The organism is Deltaproteobacteria bacterium, from assembly GCA_011375175.1.
Taxonomy (GTDB): domain Bacteria; phylum Desulfobacterota; class GWC2-55-46; order GWC2-55-46; family DRME01; genus DRME01.
Map to the genome: position 1 here is coordinate 1 of DRME01000047.1, position 19,095 is coordinate 19,095.

Annotated in this window: 13 protein-coding genes; 3 read left to right on the forward strand and 10 right to left on the reverse strand. The window is 66.2% G+C overall.

The genetic code is table 11. The features are described 5' to 3' along the window. Positions 1-387 precede the first annotated feature (387 nt). The 10 genes from hypA to ENJ37_03210 form a co-directional block, all read right to left on the reverse strand. Positions 388-741 carry a hydrogenase maturation nickel metallochaperone HypA gene (hypA, locus tag ENJ37_03165; GenBank protein HHL39486.1) on the reverse strand — a complete coding sequence of 118 codons (354 nt, stop codon included), beginning with the start codon at positions 739-741 and terminating at the stop codon, positions 388-390. A 401-nt stretch (positions 742-1,142) separates the two neighbouring features. Next, a complete protein-coding gene (locus ENJ37_03170) occupies positions 1,143-1,727 on the reverse strand; it encodes a hydrogenase maturation protease (protein ID HHL39487.1) in 585 nt (194 codons plus the stop codon). Then, positions 1,724-2,311, reverse strand: a complete 588-nt coding sequence (locus tag ENJ37_03175) for a hypothetical protein (protein HHL39488.1) — start codon at positions 2,309-2,311, stop codon at positions 1,724-1,726. The genes ENJ37_03170 and ENJ37_03175 overlap by 4 nt, the downstream gene beginning before the upstream one ends. 297 nt (positions 2,312-2,608) lie before the next feature. Then, positions 2,609-4,165, reverse strand: coding sequence for a nickel-dependent hydrogenase large subunit (locus ENJ37_03180; protein ID HHL39489.1), 1,557 nt, complete (start codon positions 4,163-4,165; stop codon positions 2,609-2,611). 3 nt (positions 4,166-4,168) lie between these two features. Further along, positions 4,169-5,290 carry a twin-arginine translocation signal domain-containing protein gene (locus ENJ37_03185; protein ID HHL39490.1) on the reverse strand — a complete coding sequence of 374 codons (1,122 nt, stop codon included), beginning with the start codon at positions 5,288-5,290 and terminating at the stop codon, positions 4,169-4,171. Positions 5,291-5,725: 435 nt separating this feature from the next. After that, the gene (locus ENJ37_03190; protein HHL39491.1) at positions 5,726-7,798 is read right to left on the reverse strand and encodes a PAS domain S-box protein; all 2,073 of its coding nucleotides are present in this window, start codon (positions 7,796-7,798) and stop codon (positions 5,726-5,728) included. 220 nt (positions 7,799-8,018) lie between these two features. After that, positions 8,019-10,319, reverse strand: a complete 2,301-nt coding sequence (gene hypF, locus ENJ37_03195) for a carbamoyltransferase HypF (protein ID HHL39492.1) — start codon at positions 10,317-10,319, stop codon at positions 8,019-8,021. Between the two features lie 196 nt (positions 10,320-10,515). After that, the gene (locus ENJ37_03200; protein ID HHL39493.1) at positions 10,516-11,349 is read right to left on the reverse strand and encodes an ATP-binding cassette domain-containing protein; all 834 of its coding nucleotides are present in this window, start codon (positions 11,347-11,349) and stop codon (positions 10,516-10,518) included. Between the two features lie 8 nt (positions 11,350-11,357). Further along, complete coding sequence (locus ENJ37_03205) at positions 11,358-12,698, reverse strand: glycerate kinase (GenBank protein HHL39494.1); 1,341 nt, start codon at positions 12,696-12,698, stop codon at positions 11,358-11,360. Then, entirely contained in the window at positions 12,688-14,418 is a 1,731-nt protein-coding gene (locus tag ENJ37_03210) for an NAD+ synthase (GenBank protein HHL39495.1), read from the reverse strand. Before ENJ37_03210 ends, ENJ37_03205 begins: the two co-directional genes overlap by 11 nt. A 505-nt stretch (positions 14,419-14,923) precedes the next feature. Here ENJ37_03210 and ENJ37_03215 point away from each other — a divergent pair. The 3 genes from ENJ37_03215 (at position 14,924) to ENJ37_03225 (ending at position 19,091) form a co-directional block, all read left to right on the forward strand. Beyond that, positions 14,924-15,676 (forward strand): DUF547 domain-containing protein, encoded by a 753-nt coding sequence (locus ENJ37_03215; protein HHL39496.1) that lies wholly within the window; start codon positions 14,924-14,926, stop codon positions 15,674-15,676. Continuing rightward, entirely contained in the window at positions 15,655-16,275 is a 621-nt protein-coding gene (locus tag ENJ37_03220) for a sulfite oxidase-like oxidoreductase (GenBank protein HHL39497.1), read from the forward strand. The genes ENJ37_03215 and ENJ37_03220 overlap by 22 nt, the downstream gene beginning before the upstream one ends. A gap of 254 nt (positions 16,276-16,529) precedes the next feature. Next, a complete protein-coding gene (locus tag ENJ37_03225; protein HHL39498.1) occupies positions 16,530-19,091 on the forward strand; it encodes a PAS domain S-box protein in 2,562 nt (853 codons plus the stop codon). The last annotated feature ends 4 nt before the right edge of the window (positions 19,092-19,095 follow it).

Here is a 19,095-nt window from a genome sequence, read left to right on the forward strand (position 1 = left end):
ACAAAAAGGTCCCCTCAGTGCAGTAAATCAGAGTCTCCTTAGGGAAGCTCTGATTTATTACACTGGGGGAAACTTTCTGTAGAAAGTTTCCCCCAGCCCCCCTTCAAAGACTTTCAATACGACTTGGGTTCCCCCTGTTTTGCCAAGCAAAACAGGGGGAAACCAAGTCGCATTAAAAGTTTTTGGAGGGAGTCTGAGGGAACCTTTTTACAAAAAGGTTCCCTCAGGGTAATTAATCAGAGTCTCCTTAGCAGGGAAACACCGCTTGGAGCCCTTTGTCAAGCAATAAGTGGGGAGCCGCCCGGAACGGGACCGGGAGGGTTGAAGAGGGGGTATGTTTGTCATCCCCCTGCCTGCGGGGGGGAGGGGGGGAGGCGGGCCGTGCGCCTATTCGACGTCGATGGATACGATCTCGAGCTCCGTACCCGAGAGCCTGAGGATATTCGCGCCGCCGCAGCGGGGACAGGGCTCGAGAAGGTAGCCCTCCATGACGAACTCCGTTGCGCAGCCACGGCAGCGGCCCCTGACCGCCACCTCCTCGATCAAAAGGCGCGCGCCCTCGAGGGGAGTGCCCCTGGAGACCGCATCGAAGCAGAAGCTCAGGGCCAGGGGCTCGAGGGCCGTGAGCTTTCCCACCCGCAGCCGCACCTCCTTGATCGTGCTCGCCCCCTCACGCTCCATGCGCTCCCTTACGGCCTCCACCACGCTTACCGTTATCCCCATCTCGTGCATGAGCGCCATACCTCCCGGAGAAGGCCCTGCTCGGCCGCCTGGGGGGACTTCCTGCAGAAGGGCTCTTCGTTTGCGGCGGCGACCGGGAGGTCCGGGCGCGCCAGGCGGGATCTTTTACGCCTTTGCGCCCGGACCTCCCGGCCGCCGCCGCGCAAGCACATTGACAAGGAAACTCTGATTTATTGCCCTGAGGGAACCTTTTTGTAAAAGGGTCACAGACCCACGGTTCCCCCAGATTGTCCGCGCCGGCTGCCTCTGGGGGCCGTACCGGGGGTTCGGGCCGCAAAGGCGTAAAAATATCCCGCCTGGCGCGGGCCGAACCCCCGGTACGGCCGAAGACCCGAATAACATAGGGGCAGGGGGGAAACGTGGGCCTGTGGCCCTTCTTCAGAAAGTTTCCCCCAGCGCAATCAATCAGGGCTTCCCTCAAGCCTGCGCAGGTCGTAGCCGAACCTGGCGAGCTCGTCCTTTACGAGGGAGGCCACGTCGTCGAGTCTCTCCCTCACCGTCTCGCTCAGTTCGAGTCCCGGCGAGATGTCGGCCGGCTCGACGGCTATGACCACGAGCTCCTCGGGGTTCGCTCCCTCCAGTTGCGCCATTGCCAGAAGCTCCTTCAGGCCCACGTCGTGGCAGGCGGTCATAAGCGGCAGCGACCGATGGAGCCTTTCGCCGGGGATGCGGTAGACCGAGCCCGGCTCGCCTCCCGCCCTTGCGGCGTCGATTACGATCACCCGGCTGTGGGAGGCGAGGAGGCTCAGGAGCCTCAAGCCGCCGCAGCCGCCGTCCACGAGCTCCACGCCCTCGGGCGGAACGTAGCGCTCCCTCAGGTGCTCCACGGCCCTTACGCCGAGGCCCTCGTCTCTCAACAGGATGTTACCGACCCCCAGCACCAGGACGGCGCGGCCTTCGTCTCTCATGGCAAAAAAACGGGACGGGAAGCGCTCCGCCCCCCGCCGCCCTCGCCCCGGCACCGTCTCCGTCAGCAGCTCTTTCACCCGCCGGAGCGCCTGTAGTAGTATCCGTGGAACATGGCCCACAGGGCCCGTATGTCCTCGGTGAGTACGAGGTAGAGGTGGACTATGATGAAGGAGGCGAAGACGTACATGAGGAAGTCGTGGAGCATGCGCACGGCCATGAGTCCCCCCATGAGCTCGTTCACCGCCATGAGCCGAGCCGGCCAGTAGAGGCCGAAACCCGTGAGGGCCTGGACGAATATGAGCGCCCACAGCAGGTTGTAGGTGAGCTTCTGCAGGGGGTTGTACTTTACGAAAGCGGGCGGCTCGTCGGCGAGGAAGAGGTAGTAGGCCGCCGTGCGCGGCAGGTTCCGCAGGTCCGAGACGCCGAATATCTCGGTTCTCCGCTCGACGGCCAGCGTGTGGTAGACGTGGAAGAGCCACGAGAAGACGAGGGCGTACATGGAGATGAAGTGGAGCGACCTTGCGCCGTTCATGTCGCCTGCGGGTATGAGCCCGGGGTAGCGGATGTTGAGTCCGCTGCCCATGAGAAGCAGTACCGAGAGGGCCATCACCCAGTGGACGATGCGCTCGGCCAGGTCGTGGCGCAGATACCTCTCCTCCATGACCGCTGCTCCTTTCAGGTGTAGAGAAAAGTTCCGCCTGGGGGAGACTTCCCCGCGCGGGGGGACGGCCCGGCCTCACCCCGAGCTCCCCTCGGTGGCGGCCTCCCTGAGGTCCGGCCCGCGCCAGGCGGGATTGTTACGCCTTTGCGGCCCGGACCTCCGGGAGGCCGCTGCGCGGACACTCCTCCATCCGGCGTGCAAGAAGGGGGAGCCTTTTTCGGAGAGCTTCCCTCAGCGGACCCTGAAACTCAGTATTTCGTTTGTTTCCGGCTCAATCACGTGAACCGCGCAGGCCATTCAGGGGTCGAAGGAGTGGACCACGCGCAGGATCTCGAGCGGGTTTCGCACGTCCTGCACGGGCACTCCTATGAGCGCCTCTTCGGCCGGCCCTCTTGTGCCGTTGTCGTCGCGGGGCGAGAAGTTCCAGTTCGACGCCGGCACGGCCTGCCACCTTTCGAGCCTGCCGCCCTTTATGGTGTTGTAGTCGGTTATGCAGCCGCGCGGGGCGTCCCAGCCCGCCACGCCGCTCGCCGAGTCCGGTATCTCGTAGGGGGTGTAGAAGTCCATGTCGCCGCGCTTGATGTTGCCCACGAGCTCGTCTATCCAGCCCTGCACGGCGTCCACCGTCATCTTCAGCTTGAGCACCCTCGCAACGACGCGGCCCAGCGCGGAGAAGAGTATCTCGTGGCGGCCCGCCATACCCACGGCCTCGAGCGTGTCGTCCACGAGCCTTACGGCCTCTTCCCGTCCCGATGCGTAGGCCACGAGCATCTGCGCCAGCGGCCCTCCCTCCATGGGGCGTCCCTTGAGCCTTACCGCCTTGGTCCAGTCGTAGCGGCCCTCGTGGTCTATCTCCTTTATGCCCTCCGTGCCCGTGAAGTCGGGCTCCGTCTCGCCGACCGAGGGGTTCTTGCCGCCTCCGCAACGGTCGGTGTACCAGCTGTGGCCCACGTACTCCTCTATGTCGTCGAGAAGGTCGATGCGCTCAACCTTCGAGAGATCCGCCGCCTCGATTGCGCCGCGGGGGAAGAGCCGCTCGTAGGGGTCCTGGCTCTCGGCGTCGAGCACGCCCATGGTGATGTAGTTTCTGTGGCCGCCGCCGTAGTCCTTGAGGTAGAGGTAGTAGGGCGCTATGGCCAGCAGGTCGGGCACGACCGTGTTGTCGACGAAGTCCTTGACCTTGGCCATCTTGTCCTCATAGTCGGCTATCTGGGTGAGCGTGGGGATGCAGGTCACGCCGCCGGGCGGCGAGGTGATGATGTAGGGGAACTTGCCGCCGAAGACGGCGCCCGCCTCGTTGGCCAGCGACTTCACCCTTATGCTCTCCAGGTAGTGGGCCACGATCTCGAGGTTGAGCTCCGGCGGGAGCCGGTACTCGGGGTGGCCCCAGTAGGCGTTTGCCAGGAAGCCGAGCTGGCCGCTGTCGACGAAGGTCTTTATGCGCTCCTGCACGCGCCGCAGCGACGGTGTGGCCGGCCTGGCCTCGAGGGCGCTCACGATGTCCACGTAGTCGAAGCCGTTGAGGATGTAGAACCAGAGTATGTGGTCGTAGGCTATCTGCGAGGCCTCCATGAGGTTTCTTATGAGCCTTGCGTTGTCGGGCGGCCTTACGCCGAAGGAGTCTTCGAGGCTCATGGCCGCCGTGTGGCCGTGGGGCGTGGGGCATATGCCGCAGATGCGGTGCGAGAAGTGCCATGCGTCGCGCGGGTCCCGGCCCTTGAGGATGATCTCGTAGCCGCGGAAGAGGGTCGTCGTGTTCCAGGCATTGACCACCTTGCCGCCCGCTATCTCGACCTCGATCCTCAGGTGTCCCTCTATGCGCGTTATGGGGTCTATCACTATCCTTTGAGCCACGGCCTACTCACCCCCCTCCTCTTCTTCCCTGACCACGCGGCTCTCTTTCCTGCCGAGCCTGCCCTTGGCCGCGCTTGCGGCCAGGTGTGCGCCCACGCCGGCGGCGGCCGCCGCGGCAAGGGCGATGCCCGCCCTGTCGGCCGTGGTCCTCACCCCCGCCACCTCCACCCCTGGCAGCGGCTCGTAGAAGTCGGCGAAGCGGTCCCAGAAGCGGGGCTCGAAGCACCCGATGCAGGGCGCGCCGGCGCCGATGCACCAGTTCTGGCGGTTGTTCCAGAGGACCTGGGGACAGTTGCTGAAGGTCTCGGGTCCCCGGCAGCCGACCTTGTAGAGACAGTAGCCCCGGGCCTCCTCGACGGTGCCGAAGCGCTCGACGAACCGGCCCTCGTCGAAGTGGCCGCGCCGCGGGCAGTTGTCGTGGATGGTCCTGCCGTAGAGGTCGAGGGGACGGCCGTAGGCGTCGAGCTCCGGGAGAGCGCCGAGCAGCAGGTAGCGGAGGACCGTGGAGATGATGTTTTCGGGGTTTACGGGGCAGCCGGGGAGGTTTATGACCGGCGTGGCGATGGACCTGCTCTTGAGAAACTCCCCTACGCCCACGGCGCCCGTGGGGTTGGGGCTTGCGCCCTGGGTGCCGCCGTGGGTCGCGCACATGCCCACGGCCACCACGGCGTCGGCCCTGCGGCCCACGCGCTCCATGATCTCCATGGAGGTCAGACCGCCTATGGTCATGGCGCTCGGTATGCCCGTAGCCACCGCTCCCTCGACGACACAGAGAAAGCCTCCGGCGTCGACGGCCTTCCAGAGGTTTTCGTGGGCCTTTTCACCGGCGGCGGCGTTGACGGCCTCGTGGTATTCGAGGCTCAGTATTTCGAGGATTATCCTGTCGACCTCGGGGTAGGTGGCGTTTATGAAGGACTCGGTGCAGCCCAGGCACTCCATGAAGTCGAGCCACACCAGGGGCGGGCGCCTGCTCATCCGCTCCACGGCCTCGGCGATGCGGGGCACGGCGGCCTGGGAGAGCCCCAGAAGCGCCGCCGCCTGGGCGCAGAACTTGAGGAACGAACGCCTGGAAACCCCCTTCAGCTCCAGACCGTCGAGAAATTCCCTGCCGAGCTCGGGCTCCATGAAGGACCACCCCCCCTCGAAGTGCCTTTGCGTTGCGCCGCGCGCATCCGTCGGGAACGTGCCCGCGGGAAGGACGCACGATACTGAGGAAGCTCCGATTAATTACCCTGGGGGAAACTTTCTGTAGAAGGGCCATAGGCCCACGCTTCCCCCAAACCCCCTTCAAAGACTTCTGATGCCTTTCGTACTCCCCTGATTTTGCAAGCAAAATCAGGGGAGTACGAAAGCATTGAAAGTTTTTGGAGGGAGTCTGAGGGAACCTTTTTACAAAAAGGTTCCCTCAGTGCAATAAATCAGAGTTTCCCTAAAGGGCGAAGGGCGCACCCGGCGGCGTTGCGGACCGCAAGGTCTTGTTTTGTGCCGGTCTATACTCTGTCGCTTGCCTGTAATCAGAGCTTAGCACAAAAAACCGGGCTGTCAAATCAGCCCCGGCGGTCAGGCGCCGCCTTCCCCTGTGAGCTCCGCCAGCAGCGCCAGAAGGCGCGGTACGTCGTAGGGCTTGCGGATGAACCTGATGCCCTTGCGCCGGATCTTCGACTTGTCCATGTGGTTGTCCATGTACCCGCTGTTGAGTATGACCTTCACGGCCGGGTTCAGGCCCCTGAGCTCGTCGATGAGGCGCATGCCGTCCCTGTCGGGCAGCACGTAGTCGCTTATGACGACCTGGAACGCGCCGTTTCTCTCCTTGAAAAGGGCGAGCGCCTCTGCGGCCGTGGCGGCGCAGGCGACCTCGTAGCCTTCGTCCTCGAGGACCATGGCCGCCGTCTCGCGCACCATGTCGTCGTCCTCGACGACCAGTATCCTCTTGCCCGCGCCGCCGCCGGAGAGGGGCAGCGGGGCGTCGAGCTCGTCGGGGGGCTGCACGCTCGCCGCCGGCAAGTAGACCTCGAAGGCGCTGCCCTCGCCGGGCGCGCTCCTGACGTTTATCCAGCCGCCGTGATCGCGCACGATGCCGTAGACGACCGTCAGGCCCAGGCCCGAGCCGGTGCCGGACTTCTTGGTCGTGTAGAAGGGCTCGAATATGCGCTCCAGCTCGTCGTCGGAGATGCCCGCGCCCCGGTCCTCGACGGTGAGTTTCACGAAGCTGCCGGGACGCGAGCCGGCCATCTCGTTGCAGTCGCTGCGGCCGAGCACGACGTTCTCGGTTCTGATGGTTATAGTGCCGCCCTCGGGCATGGCGTCGCGGGCGTTGACGACGAGATTGGTGATGACCTGCTCCATGTTGCCGCGGTCGGCGCTTACGGGCTTGAGGGCCGAGTCGTTCTCGACCTTGATGGCGTAGCTCTCGCCTATGAGGGGGGCGAGCATTCCGGTAAGGGCCGTTATGACCTTGTTCAGGCAAAGCGGGACGTGGGAGGCCGGTTCGCTGCGGCTGAAGAGCAGCAACTGGCGGGTGAGCTCCGTTGCCCGCTGCGACGCTTTGAGTATCTGGCCGAAGAGCTCGTGGCACTGCGCGCCCGGCTCGCTGCGTTTCATCCCCAGGTGGCTGAGCGTCTTTATGGCCGTCTGGATGTTGTTGAAGTCGTGGGCTATGCCGCCGGCGAGCCGTCCAACGGCCTCCATCTTCTGGGAGTGGAGAAGCTGGGCGTAGAGCCTCTCGCGCTCCTTCTCCAGGCGGGTGCGCTCCGTGTCGTCCCGCACCGACCCTATGATCCTCGTCCTTGCGTCGATGGTGAACGTGCCGGCCTTCATCTCGCCGGGAAAGACGGTGCCGTCCTTGCGCTGGAAGGTGAGCGTAGCCGTGGAGCCCGGCCGGCGGCGGAAGAGCCTCTCCAGGGCGGCCCTCGATCTCTTCGCAGGACCGGCAAGCTTGAGGGACGTGAGCCCTATGAGCTCATCCTTCGTGTAGCCGAAGAGTTTCTGCGCCGCGTTGTTGGCGTCCTCGATCTTCAGCGTCCGGGCGTCGACGATGATGACGGCCTCCGACTCGTTTTCGAAGAGGAGGCGGTAGCGGGCCTCGCTCTCCCTGAGCGCCTGTTCGGCCCTGTGCCTCTCTATGATGCCGGCGAGCGTATGGGCCGCCGCCGCGAGAAAGTCCCTTTCGCTTTGCTGCTCGCTGTGGCCCTCCCTCACATAGAGGGTCAGCACGCCGAGGGTCCTCTCGCCGCACCTTACGGGAACGCAGTAGTGTCCGTGGGGCTGGATGCCTTCGTATCTGATGACGTGGGACTCGTCGACCCGGTCGACGAAGACGATCCTGCCCGTTGCGGCGGCCTCGCCGCAGAGGCATTTGCCGACGGGGACCGTCCGGCAGGCCCTTTCCATGTCCGGGGTAAGCCCCACCGACGTCCTGAGCACAAGTGTCTGCGGGTCCTCGTCGTCGGCGAGGAAGATCGCCCCCTTCCTGACGAGGGGCAGCCAGGGCAGCGAGAGGAGACGGTCGAGGATCCGCCCGAGCTGCTCGTCGAAGGGGATCCTGTCCATGGAGACGGTGAGTATCTCGTTGATGACGCGCTGCTGCTCGAGGGCGTCGCGAAGGCCGCTATGGGAACGTCTGGCGACGGTCATCTCTCCCTCCTTGGTCGCCGGTCCGGCGCTCGCGCGCGAGCCGGCGGCCCGCGGTCGCGGCCCGCCCCGCCAGGGCGATGACTGTTCGCAACGGAGCCGGAGCGCCGGCGAAGGGCTGTGGTTCCTCGATGAAGGGACTCGGTGAGTTTCCGAGATGTGGCTGGCCGCGGGAAATAGCAACAGATAGTTTATAAAAATATATACGATAAGGAACGGGCCGTCAAGACGGAGAGGGAGGGGAAGGCCGGCGGGGTCGGCGCCGCGCCGCCACGGCGGCCTGACCGAGGCAGAGCCCTCCGTCGTTGGGCGGCACGCGGCCGTGGGTGAAGACGCGCAAGCCCTTTCTCTCCAGGAGGGCCGCGGCGCGCTCCACGAGCAGGCCGTTCTGGAAGACGCCGCCGCTCAGACAGACCCTGTCGAGCCCCGTTTCACGGCGCCCCGACTCCGCCATCGCCGCCACCACGGCGGCCACGGTGTTGTGGAAGCGCGCCGAGACGAGCGGGACCGGCGCCGAGGCCCTGATATCGTTCACCATCTCGCGCCACATCCCGTCGAGGATCACCACCTTCAGCCCGTCCCGCGCCTCCATGTCGAAGCCGTAGCGACCCCTTTCATTGCGGTCGGCCAGGGCCTCGAACTCCATGGCCGCCTGACCCTCGTAGCGGACCTCGCGGCCCACGCCCGCAAGGGCCGCCGCCGCGTCGAAGAGCCTGCCGGCGCTCGATGTGAGCGGCGAGTTGACTCCGCCGCTTATCATGCGCACCGTGTTGCGCCAGCGCCGCCCGCCGACGTATTCGACGAGGTCGATCTCCAGTTCCTGCGCCTCTTCGCCCCAGACCTTGTGTAGCCAGGCAAGGGCCGTGCGCCATGGCTCGACGACCGCCCTGTCCCCGCCGGCAAGCGCCACGTGATCGAGCCTTGCAAGCCTCTCGAAGCCGTCGTAGGAGGCGACGAGCGCCTCGCCTCCCCAGACCGTGCCGTCGGGACCGTAGCCCGTGCCGTCGAAGGCGACGCCTATGACCTCGCCGTCGAGCATGTTGTCGGCCATGCAGGAGGCGATGTGGCCGTGGTGGTGCTGCACGCCCGCCTTCTCCACCCCATCGAGGGCGAGTGCGTATCGGGTCGACAGGTAGCGGGGGTGGAGGTCGAAGGCCGCGACCTCGGGCTCGATGCGGAAGAGCCGCCTGAAATGCTCGATCCCCTCCTCGAAGGAGCGCAGTGTGGCGAGGTCTTCGAGGTCGCCTATGTGGTGGCTCAAAAAGGCCAGCCCATCGCGGCCGAGACAAAAGGTGTTCTTCAGGTCGCCGCCGCAGGCGAGAACGGCTCGCTCGAAGCGCAGCGGCATCCGAAGCGGCATGGGCACGTAGCCCCGCGAGCGTCGAAGCGGCACCGTCTTCCCTCCCAGCCGGGCCGCAACCGAGTCGTCGGTCCTCGTCTCTATGCGCCTGTTGTGGACGAGTAGGAAGTCGACCATTGGGGCAAGCCGCTCCATGGCCTCGTCGTCGCGGTAGGCGATGGGCTCGCAGGCGCGGTTGGCGCTGGTCATGACAAGGGGCGCCGCCGCGTCGCGGAGCAGGAGGTGGTGCAGGGGCGTGTAGGGGAGCATGACGCCGTGGCGGCGCTGGCCCGGCGCCACGGCCGGCGCGAGGGGGCGGCGACCGGCGCGCTCGAGCAGCACGATGGGACGCAGCGGGCCCGTGAGAAGGCGCTCCTCTTCGGGGCCGACGGCGCAGAAGCCGCGCGCCTGCTCCACGCCGGCCGCCATGACGGCGAAGGGCTTTTCTTCGCGGTCCTTGAGCGAGCGGAGCCTTGAGACGGCCTCCTCGTCGAGGGCGTTGCAGCAGAGGTGGTAGCCGCCGAGGCCCTTGACGGCCGCTATCGCGCCGTCGCGCACAAGCCGCGCCGCCTCGGCCGCCGGGTCCTCCACGTCCCTCTCCCCTCCGCCGGGCTCCACGAGCCGGAGCCGCGGGCCGCAGCGCGGACAGGCGTTGGGCTGGGCGTGGAAGCGCCGGTCGAGGGGGTCCTCGTACTCGGCGCGGCAGAGCGGACACATCTCGAAGTCCGCCATGGTGGTCAGGGCCCTGTCGTAAGGCACGTCCACGACGATGGTGAAGCGGGGGCCGCAGTCGGTGCAGTTTATGAAGGGGTAGCGGTAGCGCCTGTCCCGCGGGTCGAAGAGCTCGCGCAGGCACTCCTCGCAGGTGGCGAGCTCGGGCGGCACGGGCACGAAGGGGTCGGGGCCGCCACGGCTCTCCCTTATGGTGAAGTCCCCGTAGCCCGCCGGTTCAAGGAGCGTCACCTCCACCTCGAAGACCGCGGCCATGGGAGGCCCCTTCTCGACGGCCCGGCAAAAGGCCTCGACCTCCCCGGCCGCCCCCTCGACCTCGACGGTCACGCCCCTGCCGTCGTTGCGCACGAATCCGCCAAGGCCGTGCCTTGCGGCAAGACCGTAGACAAAGGGACGGAAACCGACCCCCTGAACGATGCCCTTTATGACGAGCCTTGCCCTGCGACGCTCCACTGCCGCCCCTCGAAAAGGCCCCGGCAATCACCCCGTATGGCGGTCGCCTTGCATGGCGGCAACCGGCGCGCCGCGCCGGGCGGGTTTCTTTACGCCTTTACGGCCCGCCCCGCCGCTCGCCGCCGAGAAGGCGCGCCTGCAAGGAGACTCCCTCCAGGAGTCTTCAAGGCAACTCCGATCTTTTCCCCCCTGGCCTTCAGCCCCCCTCGTCATCGTGGTCGTGCTCGTGGTCGGCGTAGTGGCCGTGTTCGTGGCTGTGGGTGTAGCCGTCGTGGCTGTGCGGGTGCTCGTGTATGAGGTTCACCCGCTGCAGGAGTCTCCTGTCGGCCAGTATGGAGGCGGCCGGTCCCTCGGCCGCTATGCGGTGGTCTTCGCCGAGCACTATGACGCGGTCGGCCGTGCGCCGGGCCATGTCGAGGTCGTGGGTGGCGGTGACGATGGTCCTGCCCTTCCGGTGCAGCTCTTCGATGAGGCCGATGACCCAGGCCCTGGTGCGGGGGTCGAGTCCGCCGGTCGGCTCGTCGAGGAGAAGGACCGCGGGGTCGAGGGCCAGCACCGAGGCGATGGCGACCTTCTTCTTCTCGCCGCCGCTGAGCTCGTAGGGGGCCCTTTCTCCTATGGAGGCGAGGCCCATGGCGCGGAGCAGGTCCGCCACCCTCTCTTCCACCTCGCCCCCCGGAAGTCCGGCCTGGGCCGGACCGAAGGCTATCTCCTCCCTCACCGTCTGTGAGAAGAGCTGGACGTCGGGGTCCTGGAAGAGCAGGCCCACGCTCTTTCGGAAGAAGGCGTTGAACGCCTCGTCGGCCATGGCCCGCTCGTCGAGACGCCGGCCGAGGAAGCGCACCTCGCCGCCCTGGGCGAATACGAGGGCGTCGAGCAGGTGCAGAAGCGAGCTCTTTCCCGAGCCGTTCGCGCCGAGCAGCGCCACCTTCTCGTTCTCTCGCACCACGAGGTCCACGCCCCGGAGCGCCGGAAAGCGGCCCTGCACGCTGTAGTCGAGAGCCTCGGCCTCGAAGACGGGCACGGCCACCGGAACCCTCACCTCCCCACAACGGCCATCATCACGTCCATCACGTTCGTGCCCGTGGGGCCGGTCCTGAGAAGATCGCCGAGCGTATCGAAGAAGCGGTAGGAGTCGTTTCGGGCGAGATGGCCGGCGGCGTCGAGGCCCGCGGCCCGGGCGCGCACGAGGGTTGCGCCGTCGGCAAAGGCGCCGGCCGCGTCGGTGGGGCCGTCGGTGCCGTCGGTGCCGGCCGACAGCACCGTGACGCCGTCGATGCCGTCGAGCTCCAGGGCCGCCGTGAGGGCGAACTCCTGGTTCCTGCCGCCAAGGCCCCCGCCGGTTACGCGAAGGGTCGTCTCCCCTCCCATGAGGATGCAGGCCGGAGGCCTTGCGGGGTTGCCCGAAGAGAGCGCCTCGCGGGCCACGGCGACGAGAAAACGCGCCGCCTCGTGGGTCTCGCCCGTAATGGTCGAGGTGAGCACCACGGGCCGAAGCCCCAGGCTCCCGGCCCTGCGTGCCGCCGCCGCGAGGGCCGACCTGTTGGTCGCAACGAGCAGGGCCCGCACGCCGTCGAAGATCGGGTCCCCGGGCTTGGGCGTCTCGAAGCGGCCCGAGCGCAGCCCATCGAGCACCGCCCGCGGCGCCCTCTCGGCGATGCCGTACCGCTCGAGCACCGCGAGACAGTCGGCGCAGGTCGTCTCGTCGGGCGAGACCGGCCCTGACGCTATGGTCGAGAGGTCGTCGCCCACCACGTCCGAGATGACGAGGGCGAGAGTGCGGGCCGGGGCGATGAGACGGGCAAGGCCGCCGCCCTTGATGACGGAGAGGTGCTTTCTCACCGCGTTTATCTCGTATATGTCGGCGCCGCTTCGCACGAGGAGCTCGGTCATCGCCTGCTTGTGGGCGAGCGTCACGCCCGGCAGCGGCGCCGGAGCGAGGGCCGAGGCCCCGCCGGAGACGAGGCAGATTACGAGGTCTCTTGCGCCGGCCTTGCGGGCGATCTCCATCATGCGCCGCGCACCGGCGAGACCGGCCTCGTCGGGGATGGGGTGGGCCGCCTCGACGACCTCTATGCGCCTTGTGGGGCGGCCGTGACCGTACTTGGTGACGACCAGGCCCCCGGCGACCCTCCGGCCGAGCACCCCTTCCACGGCGGCCGCCATGGCGGCCGCCGCCTTGCCCGCACCGATGCAGTATACCCCCTCAATCGAGTCGAGGTCGTAGCTGTAGCGGCCCGCCCTGAGGCGGGTCCGGCCCCGCGCCTTCACGAGCGAGAGGGCGGCCTTCACGGCCTTGACCGGATCGGCGGCCTTCAGGGCCTCCCTGAAGACGGCGCGGGCCGCCGCCCTTGGCGATATCTTCCTCCTACCCGCCATATCCGTTGGTTATGGGCATGCGCCGGTCCTTGCCGAAGGCCTTGGGCGTTATCTTTATGCCCGGCGGCGCCTGCCTGCGCTTGTACTCGCTCCGGTCGACCATCCGCACCACGGCCGAGGCCACCTCCCTGTCGAAGCCGAGCGCGAGGAGCTCGTCGAGGCTGCGGTCCTCCTCCACGTAGTGCCTGAGCAGGTCGTCGAGGACGTCGTAGGGAGGAAGCGTGTCCTGGTCGGTCTGGCCGGGGCGGAGCTCGGCCGACGGGGCCCTCGTCAGAATCTCCTCCGGGATGAGCTCGCGGCCCGCACGCTCGTTGTAGAAGCGGGCGAGCTCGTAGACCAGTCTCTTGGGCACGTCCTTTATGACGGCGAAGCCGCCGGCCATGTCGCCGTAGAGGGTGGCGTAGCCGACGCTCATCTCGCTCTTGTTGCCCGTGGTCAGCACGAGCCAGCCGAACTTGTTGCTCAGCGCCATGAGGATGTTGCCCCTTATACGGGCCTGGATGTTCTCTTCCGTCACGTCTGGCGGCCGGTCCTCGAAGACCGGAGCGAGGGTCTTCAGGTAGGCGTCGAAGATGTCGTCCACCGCCACGGTTCGGTGGCTGGTGCCGAGGTTTGCGGCGAGCACGGAGGCGAGCTCCCCGCTGCGGGGCGAAGAGTAGCGCGACGGCATGTAGACCGTCGATACCCGCCCGGCCCCGAGCGCCGCCGAGGCGACGACGGCCACGAGCGCCGAGTCCACGCCGCCGCTCAGGCCCACGAGCACGCGGCCGAAGCCGTTCTTTTCCACGTAGTCGCGCGTTCCGAGCTCGAGGGCCCCGGCCACCTCCTCCAGGCGCCCGAGAGCCGGAGCGATGACCGGCGCCTGCCGCCTCTTCCTCTCCTCTCTCACCGCCCCGTGGAGGTCCACCACCTCGAGGCCGCCGTCGCGCACCAGCCCCGAGACCTTGGAGCGCCGTCTCGTATCGCGCAGCCTCTTCCTTGCGACGGCCTCGATATCGAGATCGGCTATGACCAGGTCTTCCTCGAAGGCCGCGCCCCGGGCCAGCAGCCTCCCCTCCTCGTCGAGTATCATGCTGCGGCCGTCGAAGACCAGCTCGTCCTGACCGCCCACGAGGTTGCAGTACACGACCACCGCCTCGTAGTCCATAGCCCGTGTTGCGAGCATCTCCTCGCGGGTCGCAAGCTTGCCCATGTGGTAAGGCGAGGCGTTGATGTTGACTATCACCTCGGCTCCGCCGAGGGCCTGGACCGCCGCCGGGCCCTCGGGATACCATATGTCCTCGCAGATGCTCACGCCCACGGTCGTGTCGCCGACGACGACGTTGAGCGCCGCGGCGCCGCGCTGGAAGTAGCGCTCCTCGTCGAAGACGCCGTAGTTGGGCAAAAACATCTTCCTGTAGATGCCGGCCACCCGCCCCCCCTGGACCACGGCGGCGGCGTTGTAGATGTAGTCGCGGCGGTCGACGAAACCGATGACCGCCGTCACGGCCTCGATCTGGCAGGCCAGCGTGAAGACGGCCTCGATGTTGTCGCTTATGAACTTGGGCTTGAGCAGCAGGTCCTCGGGAGGATAGCCGGTGACGGCGAGCTCGGGAAAGACGACCATGTCGGCCCCCACCCGGGCGGCCCTGGAGGCATAGTCGCGTATCCTGGCGGCGTTGCCCCTTATGTCGCCTACGCACGTGTTTATCTGGGCCATGGCGATCCTGAAGGTCCGCATGACAAAAGGTTAACAGAAGCGGCGGCGGCTGTAAAGCGCTTCCGCCGAAAAGCGCGGGCGTTGACACCAAGGCCTCGGGCGGCTATGATCAAAAGAAAACCCTGACTCGTTACACCGGGGGAAACTTTCTGTAGCAGGGCCATAGGCCCGCGTTTCCCCCCTGCCCCATCGCATGTTATTCGGGTCTTCGGCTGTACCGGGGGTTCGGCCCGCGCCAGGCGGGATTGTTTTACGCCTTTGCGGCCCGAACCCCCGGCACAGCCCCCCGAGGCAGCCGGCGCGGGCAGTCTGGGGGAAACTTTCTGAAGAAAGTTTCCCCCAGACCCCCTTCAAAGACTTTTAATTCCCTGCGGTTCATCCCGATTTGGCTTGCCAAATCGGGATGAACCGCAGGGCGTCAAAAGTTTTTGGAGGGAGTCTGAGGGAACCGTGGGTCTGTGACCCTTTTTCAAAAAGGTTCCCTCAGCGCAATAAATCAGAACTTCCTTAAAAGTTTGAGGTTGTCATGGGATTGAGGTATCTGGTCTTCTTCATGCTTATCCTGTCGGCGTCGCCCGCAGGGGCCTTCGACTTTTCGCTCTGGGAGGGGCTGCTCGACGACCATCTCTCCCGCGGCGAGCGTGACGGGGTGAGGGCCGTGCTCGTCGATTACAAGGCGGTCTCGGCGGACAGCCGTTTCGGCGAGCTCCTTGCAAGGCTCGACGGCTTCGACCCGGCGGCCCTGTCGACGAGGGAGGCGAGGCTCGCCTTCTGGATAAACGTCTACAACATCATGGCCGTAAAGGTCGTGGTCGACAACTATCCCCTCAGGAGCATAAAGGACGCGGGCGGCATATTCTCTCCCGTGTGGAAGAAGGAGGCCGGACGGGTGGGCGGGAGGGCCTACTCGCTCGACGAGATCGAGCACTCCATACTGAGGAAGATGAACGAGCCGAGGATACACTTCGCCATCGTCTGCGCCTCGCTGAGCTGTCCCGACCTGCGCGACGAGCCCTACAGGGCCGACCGCCTCAACCGCCAGCTCAACGATGCGGCGCGGACCTTTCTCGCCGACCCCACCAAGGGGCTCCGCGCCGACAGGGGCCGCTCCACGCTCTACCTCTCGTCCATCTTCAAGTGGTTCGCCGCCGACTTCGACGCCCGCGGAGGCGTGCTCTTCTACATATCGCGCTTCGTCGACGCCGAGACAAGGGAGTTCATCGCAACCGGTCCGAGAGTGAGGTACATGGACTACAACTGGAAGCTCAACGGCCGGTGAAAGACGGCGTCATAACAAGTCCCGACACGCTGCGCGGCGGGGACCGCCTGCCGCCGGGCCAGCGCCTCGTGGCGGACTGGCCCGTGCTCCACCACGGCGAGCCGCCCGATATCGAGCTTCGCCGCTGGAGGCTCCGCATCCACGGCCTCTGCGCGCCGGAGAGAACGCTCGACTACGACGCCTTCCTCGCGCTGCCGCGAGTGCTGGTGCGCTCGGACATACACTGCGTCACCGGCTGGTCAAGGTTCGACAACCTCTGGGAGGGCGTCTCCACGAGGACCCTGGGGGGACTCGTAGAGATCGACCCCACGGCCCGCCACGTCGTCGTCCACGGTCACGGCGGCTTCACGACCAACCTGCCCCTTGACGACTTCTTCGCCGTCGACTCCCTCATCGCCGTAAAACACGACGGCGAGCTCCTCGACATAGAGCACGGCTACCCGGCAAGGCTCGTGGTGCCGCGCCTCTACTTCTGGAAGAGCGCCAAGTGGGTCACGGCCATCGAGTTCACGGCCGAAGACAGGCCCGGCTTCTGGGAGAAGAGGGGCTACCACAACCACGGCGACCCCTGGAAGGAGGAGCGCTACGGCGAGCCGTAGCGCGGCCTTCGGAGCCGGCGCCTGCGCCTGAAGCGGACGAGCATGCCGGCGGCCGTCGCCGCCCGGATACGGTTGACTCTTCAGTGAAACGAGTGTAAATTCAATATATATACCTGCAACGCAGGCGTCAACGTATTGTTGAAACCGCTTCCACCCGAAGGAGGAGACAGGTGCCGGCAAAGGGGCTTGAACGTCGCCGCCGCCGCATCACAGAGCCCGTTAAAGCCGCGCCTCCTTTAAGGCGATAGGGAGTCATGAGCCGGACGGATCCCCCCGCCAAAAGAGGGCCGGTTTCGATGGACGCTGAAAAACGCATAGCAGAGCTCGAGGCCGAGGTGCGGCGCCTGAGCGCCGAGCTCGAGAGCGCCCGCGCCAGGGACCACGTCAGAGTCGGGGCGCTCAACGCCGTGGTAAGGGACCTGAGCCTCAACACCACCCTCATCGCCCAGGCCAAGGAGGAGTGGGAGGCCATCATAGACGCCATCCCCAACCCCCTCTTCACCCACGACGAGAACCTCAGGGTCCTGCGCTGCAACCGGGCCTTCAAGGAACTGGTGGGACAGGACTACAAGGAGATAATGGGCAGGCCCTACCACGAACTCTTCCGCGGCCTCGACGGTCCGTTCCCCTTCGGGAGCAGAGAGGCCGGCCAGAGGCACGAGCGGGCCTCCGACGAGATCGAGCTCCTCTGGCTCGACCGTGTCTTCAGGGTCAGGCGCTACCCGTCGATCTTCCCCTCGCAGGAAGGCTCGCCCGTCAAGAAGAGCACCCTCTGCATCATGGAGGAGATAACCGAGGAGAGGCGGGCCAAGCTTGCGCTCCTGGAGAGCGAGGAGCGCTTCAGGAACGTGAGCGCCACGGCGAGAGACGCCATCGTCATCATCGACGACAGGGGGACGATCACCTTCTGGAACGAGGCGTCTCGACGGCTCTTCGGCTACACGGAGGAGGAGGCGGTGGGGCGGGAACTCCACCGGCTCATAGCGCCGGACAGACACCATACGGCCATCTACAAGGGGCTCGAGGCGTTCCGCCGCACGGGCGAAGGCCCCGTCATAGGCAGGACCCTGGAGACGACGGGCCTGCACAAGGACGGCGAGGAGGTGCCCGTAGAGCTCTCCATATCGGCCGTCAAGCTCGGCGGAAAGTGGTGCGCCACCGGCATCCTGCGCGACATCACCGAGCGCAAGCGCACCGAGGAGGCCCTCAAGCTCGAGGCGGACATAAACCGCCGCCTGCTCGAGATAGCCGAGAGCTCGAGCGACATGGAGCAGCTCCTGGCCAAGGTGGTCGTCACCGTCAGGGACATCCTCGGCGCCGACGCCTGCCTCGCCTACCTCTGGGACGACGAACGCAGCGTGTTCAGGCCGGCCCGCGAGTGCGGACTGCCCGCCGAGCTGGCCCCTTCCTTCAGGTTCAACCACCCGGACGCCGATATCCCCCTTGCACGACGGCTCATGGAGCTTTCAAGCTGCGTGGTGCTCGAGTCCCGCGACGAGGAGCTCCTCGCCTTTCCGCCCCTCAAGCCCCTGGAAGGGAAGTGCCGGGCCGCGGCCATACCCCTTCATGGCCGCGACAGGCTGCTCGGCTTTCTCCTGGGCGTCTATACGGGCGACTGCGACGCAAGGCCCATCACCGACCGGGAGCGCCGCCTCATGGACGGCGTGGCCCACCAGGTCTCCATCTCCCTCATGGAGGCCATGGAGTACAAGAGCGCGCTCGACAAGACGATGACGCTGTCGCGCAAGATAGAGACCATCCAGGTCATGCACGAGATCGACCGCTCCATACTCTCCACCCTCGACCCCCGCGAGATACTCGAGTCCGTTGCCGCCATGATGGCGCGGGTGGTGCCCTGCGACAGGGCCACCATCGCGCTCGTCGACAGGGAGCGCGGCGGCTTCGTCTACGAGGCGGGCTTCGGACTGAAGGGGCTCAAAAAGGGCGACTTCGTGCCCTTTGCCGACACGAGCACCACCGATGTGGTCGAGACGGGCAGGCCCCAGTACACGGCCGACCTGCGCGAAGACGAGGATAACCTCGCGGCCCTTGAAAGGATGCTCCTCGACGAAGGGATGCTCTCCCACATAAGGACGCCCCTCATCATAAAGGAGGAGGTCGCCGGCGTGCTCACCGTCGGCTGCCGGCGGCCGGCGGCCTACACGCCCGAGGACCTCTCGACGGTGGAAAAACTCGCCTCCCAGGTGGGGCTGGCCCTCTCCAACGCAAGGCTCGTAAAGGACCTCGAGGAGCTCTTCCTCGGAACCGTCAAGACCCTCTCCGAGGCCATAGACACCAAGAGTCCATGGACCAAGGGCCACTCCGACAGGGTCACGAGGATGGCCATCGAGATAGGCCGCGTGCTGGGTCTCGACGACGACGAGCTCAGCGACCTCGAACTGGCCGGACTCCTACACGACATCGGCAAGCTGGCCACAAAGGAGTACATACTCGACAAGCCGGCCGGGCTCACCGAGGAGGAGCTCAACATGATAAGGCTCCACCCCGTCCAGGGCGCCCGCATACTGGCCCCCATAAAACAGCTCACCCGCATAATACCGGCCATACGCCACCACCACGAGTTCTTCGACGGCAACGGCTACCCCGACGGCCTGAAAGACGGCGAGATACCGCTGCTCGCAAGGATACTCACCGTGGCCGACACGGTCGACGCCATGGGCGCCGACCGACCCTACCGCAAGGGCCGCCCCAGGGACGAGATAATCCTCGAGCTCAAACGGTGCTCGGGCACGCAGTTCGACCCCGAGGTGGTGAGGGCCTTCCTCAGCATCTCGTCGACGGTCATGGACTTCTGATTGA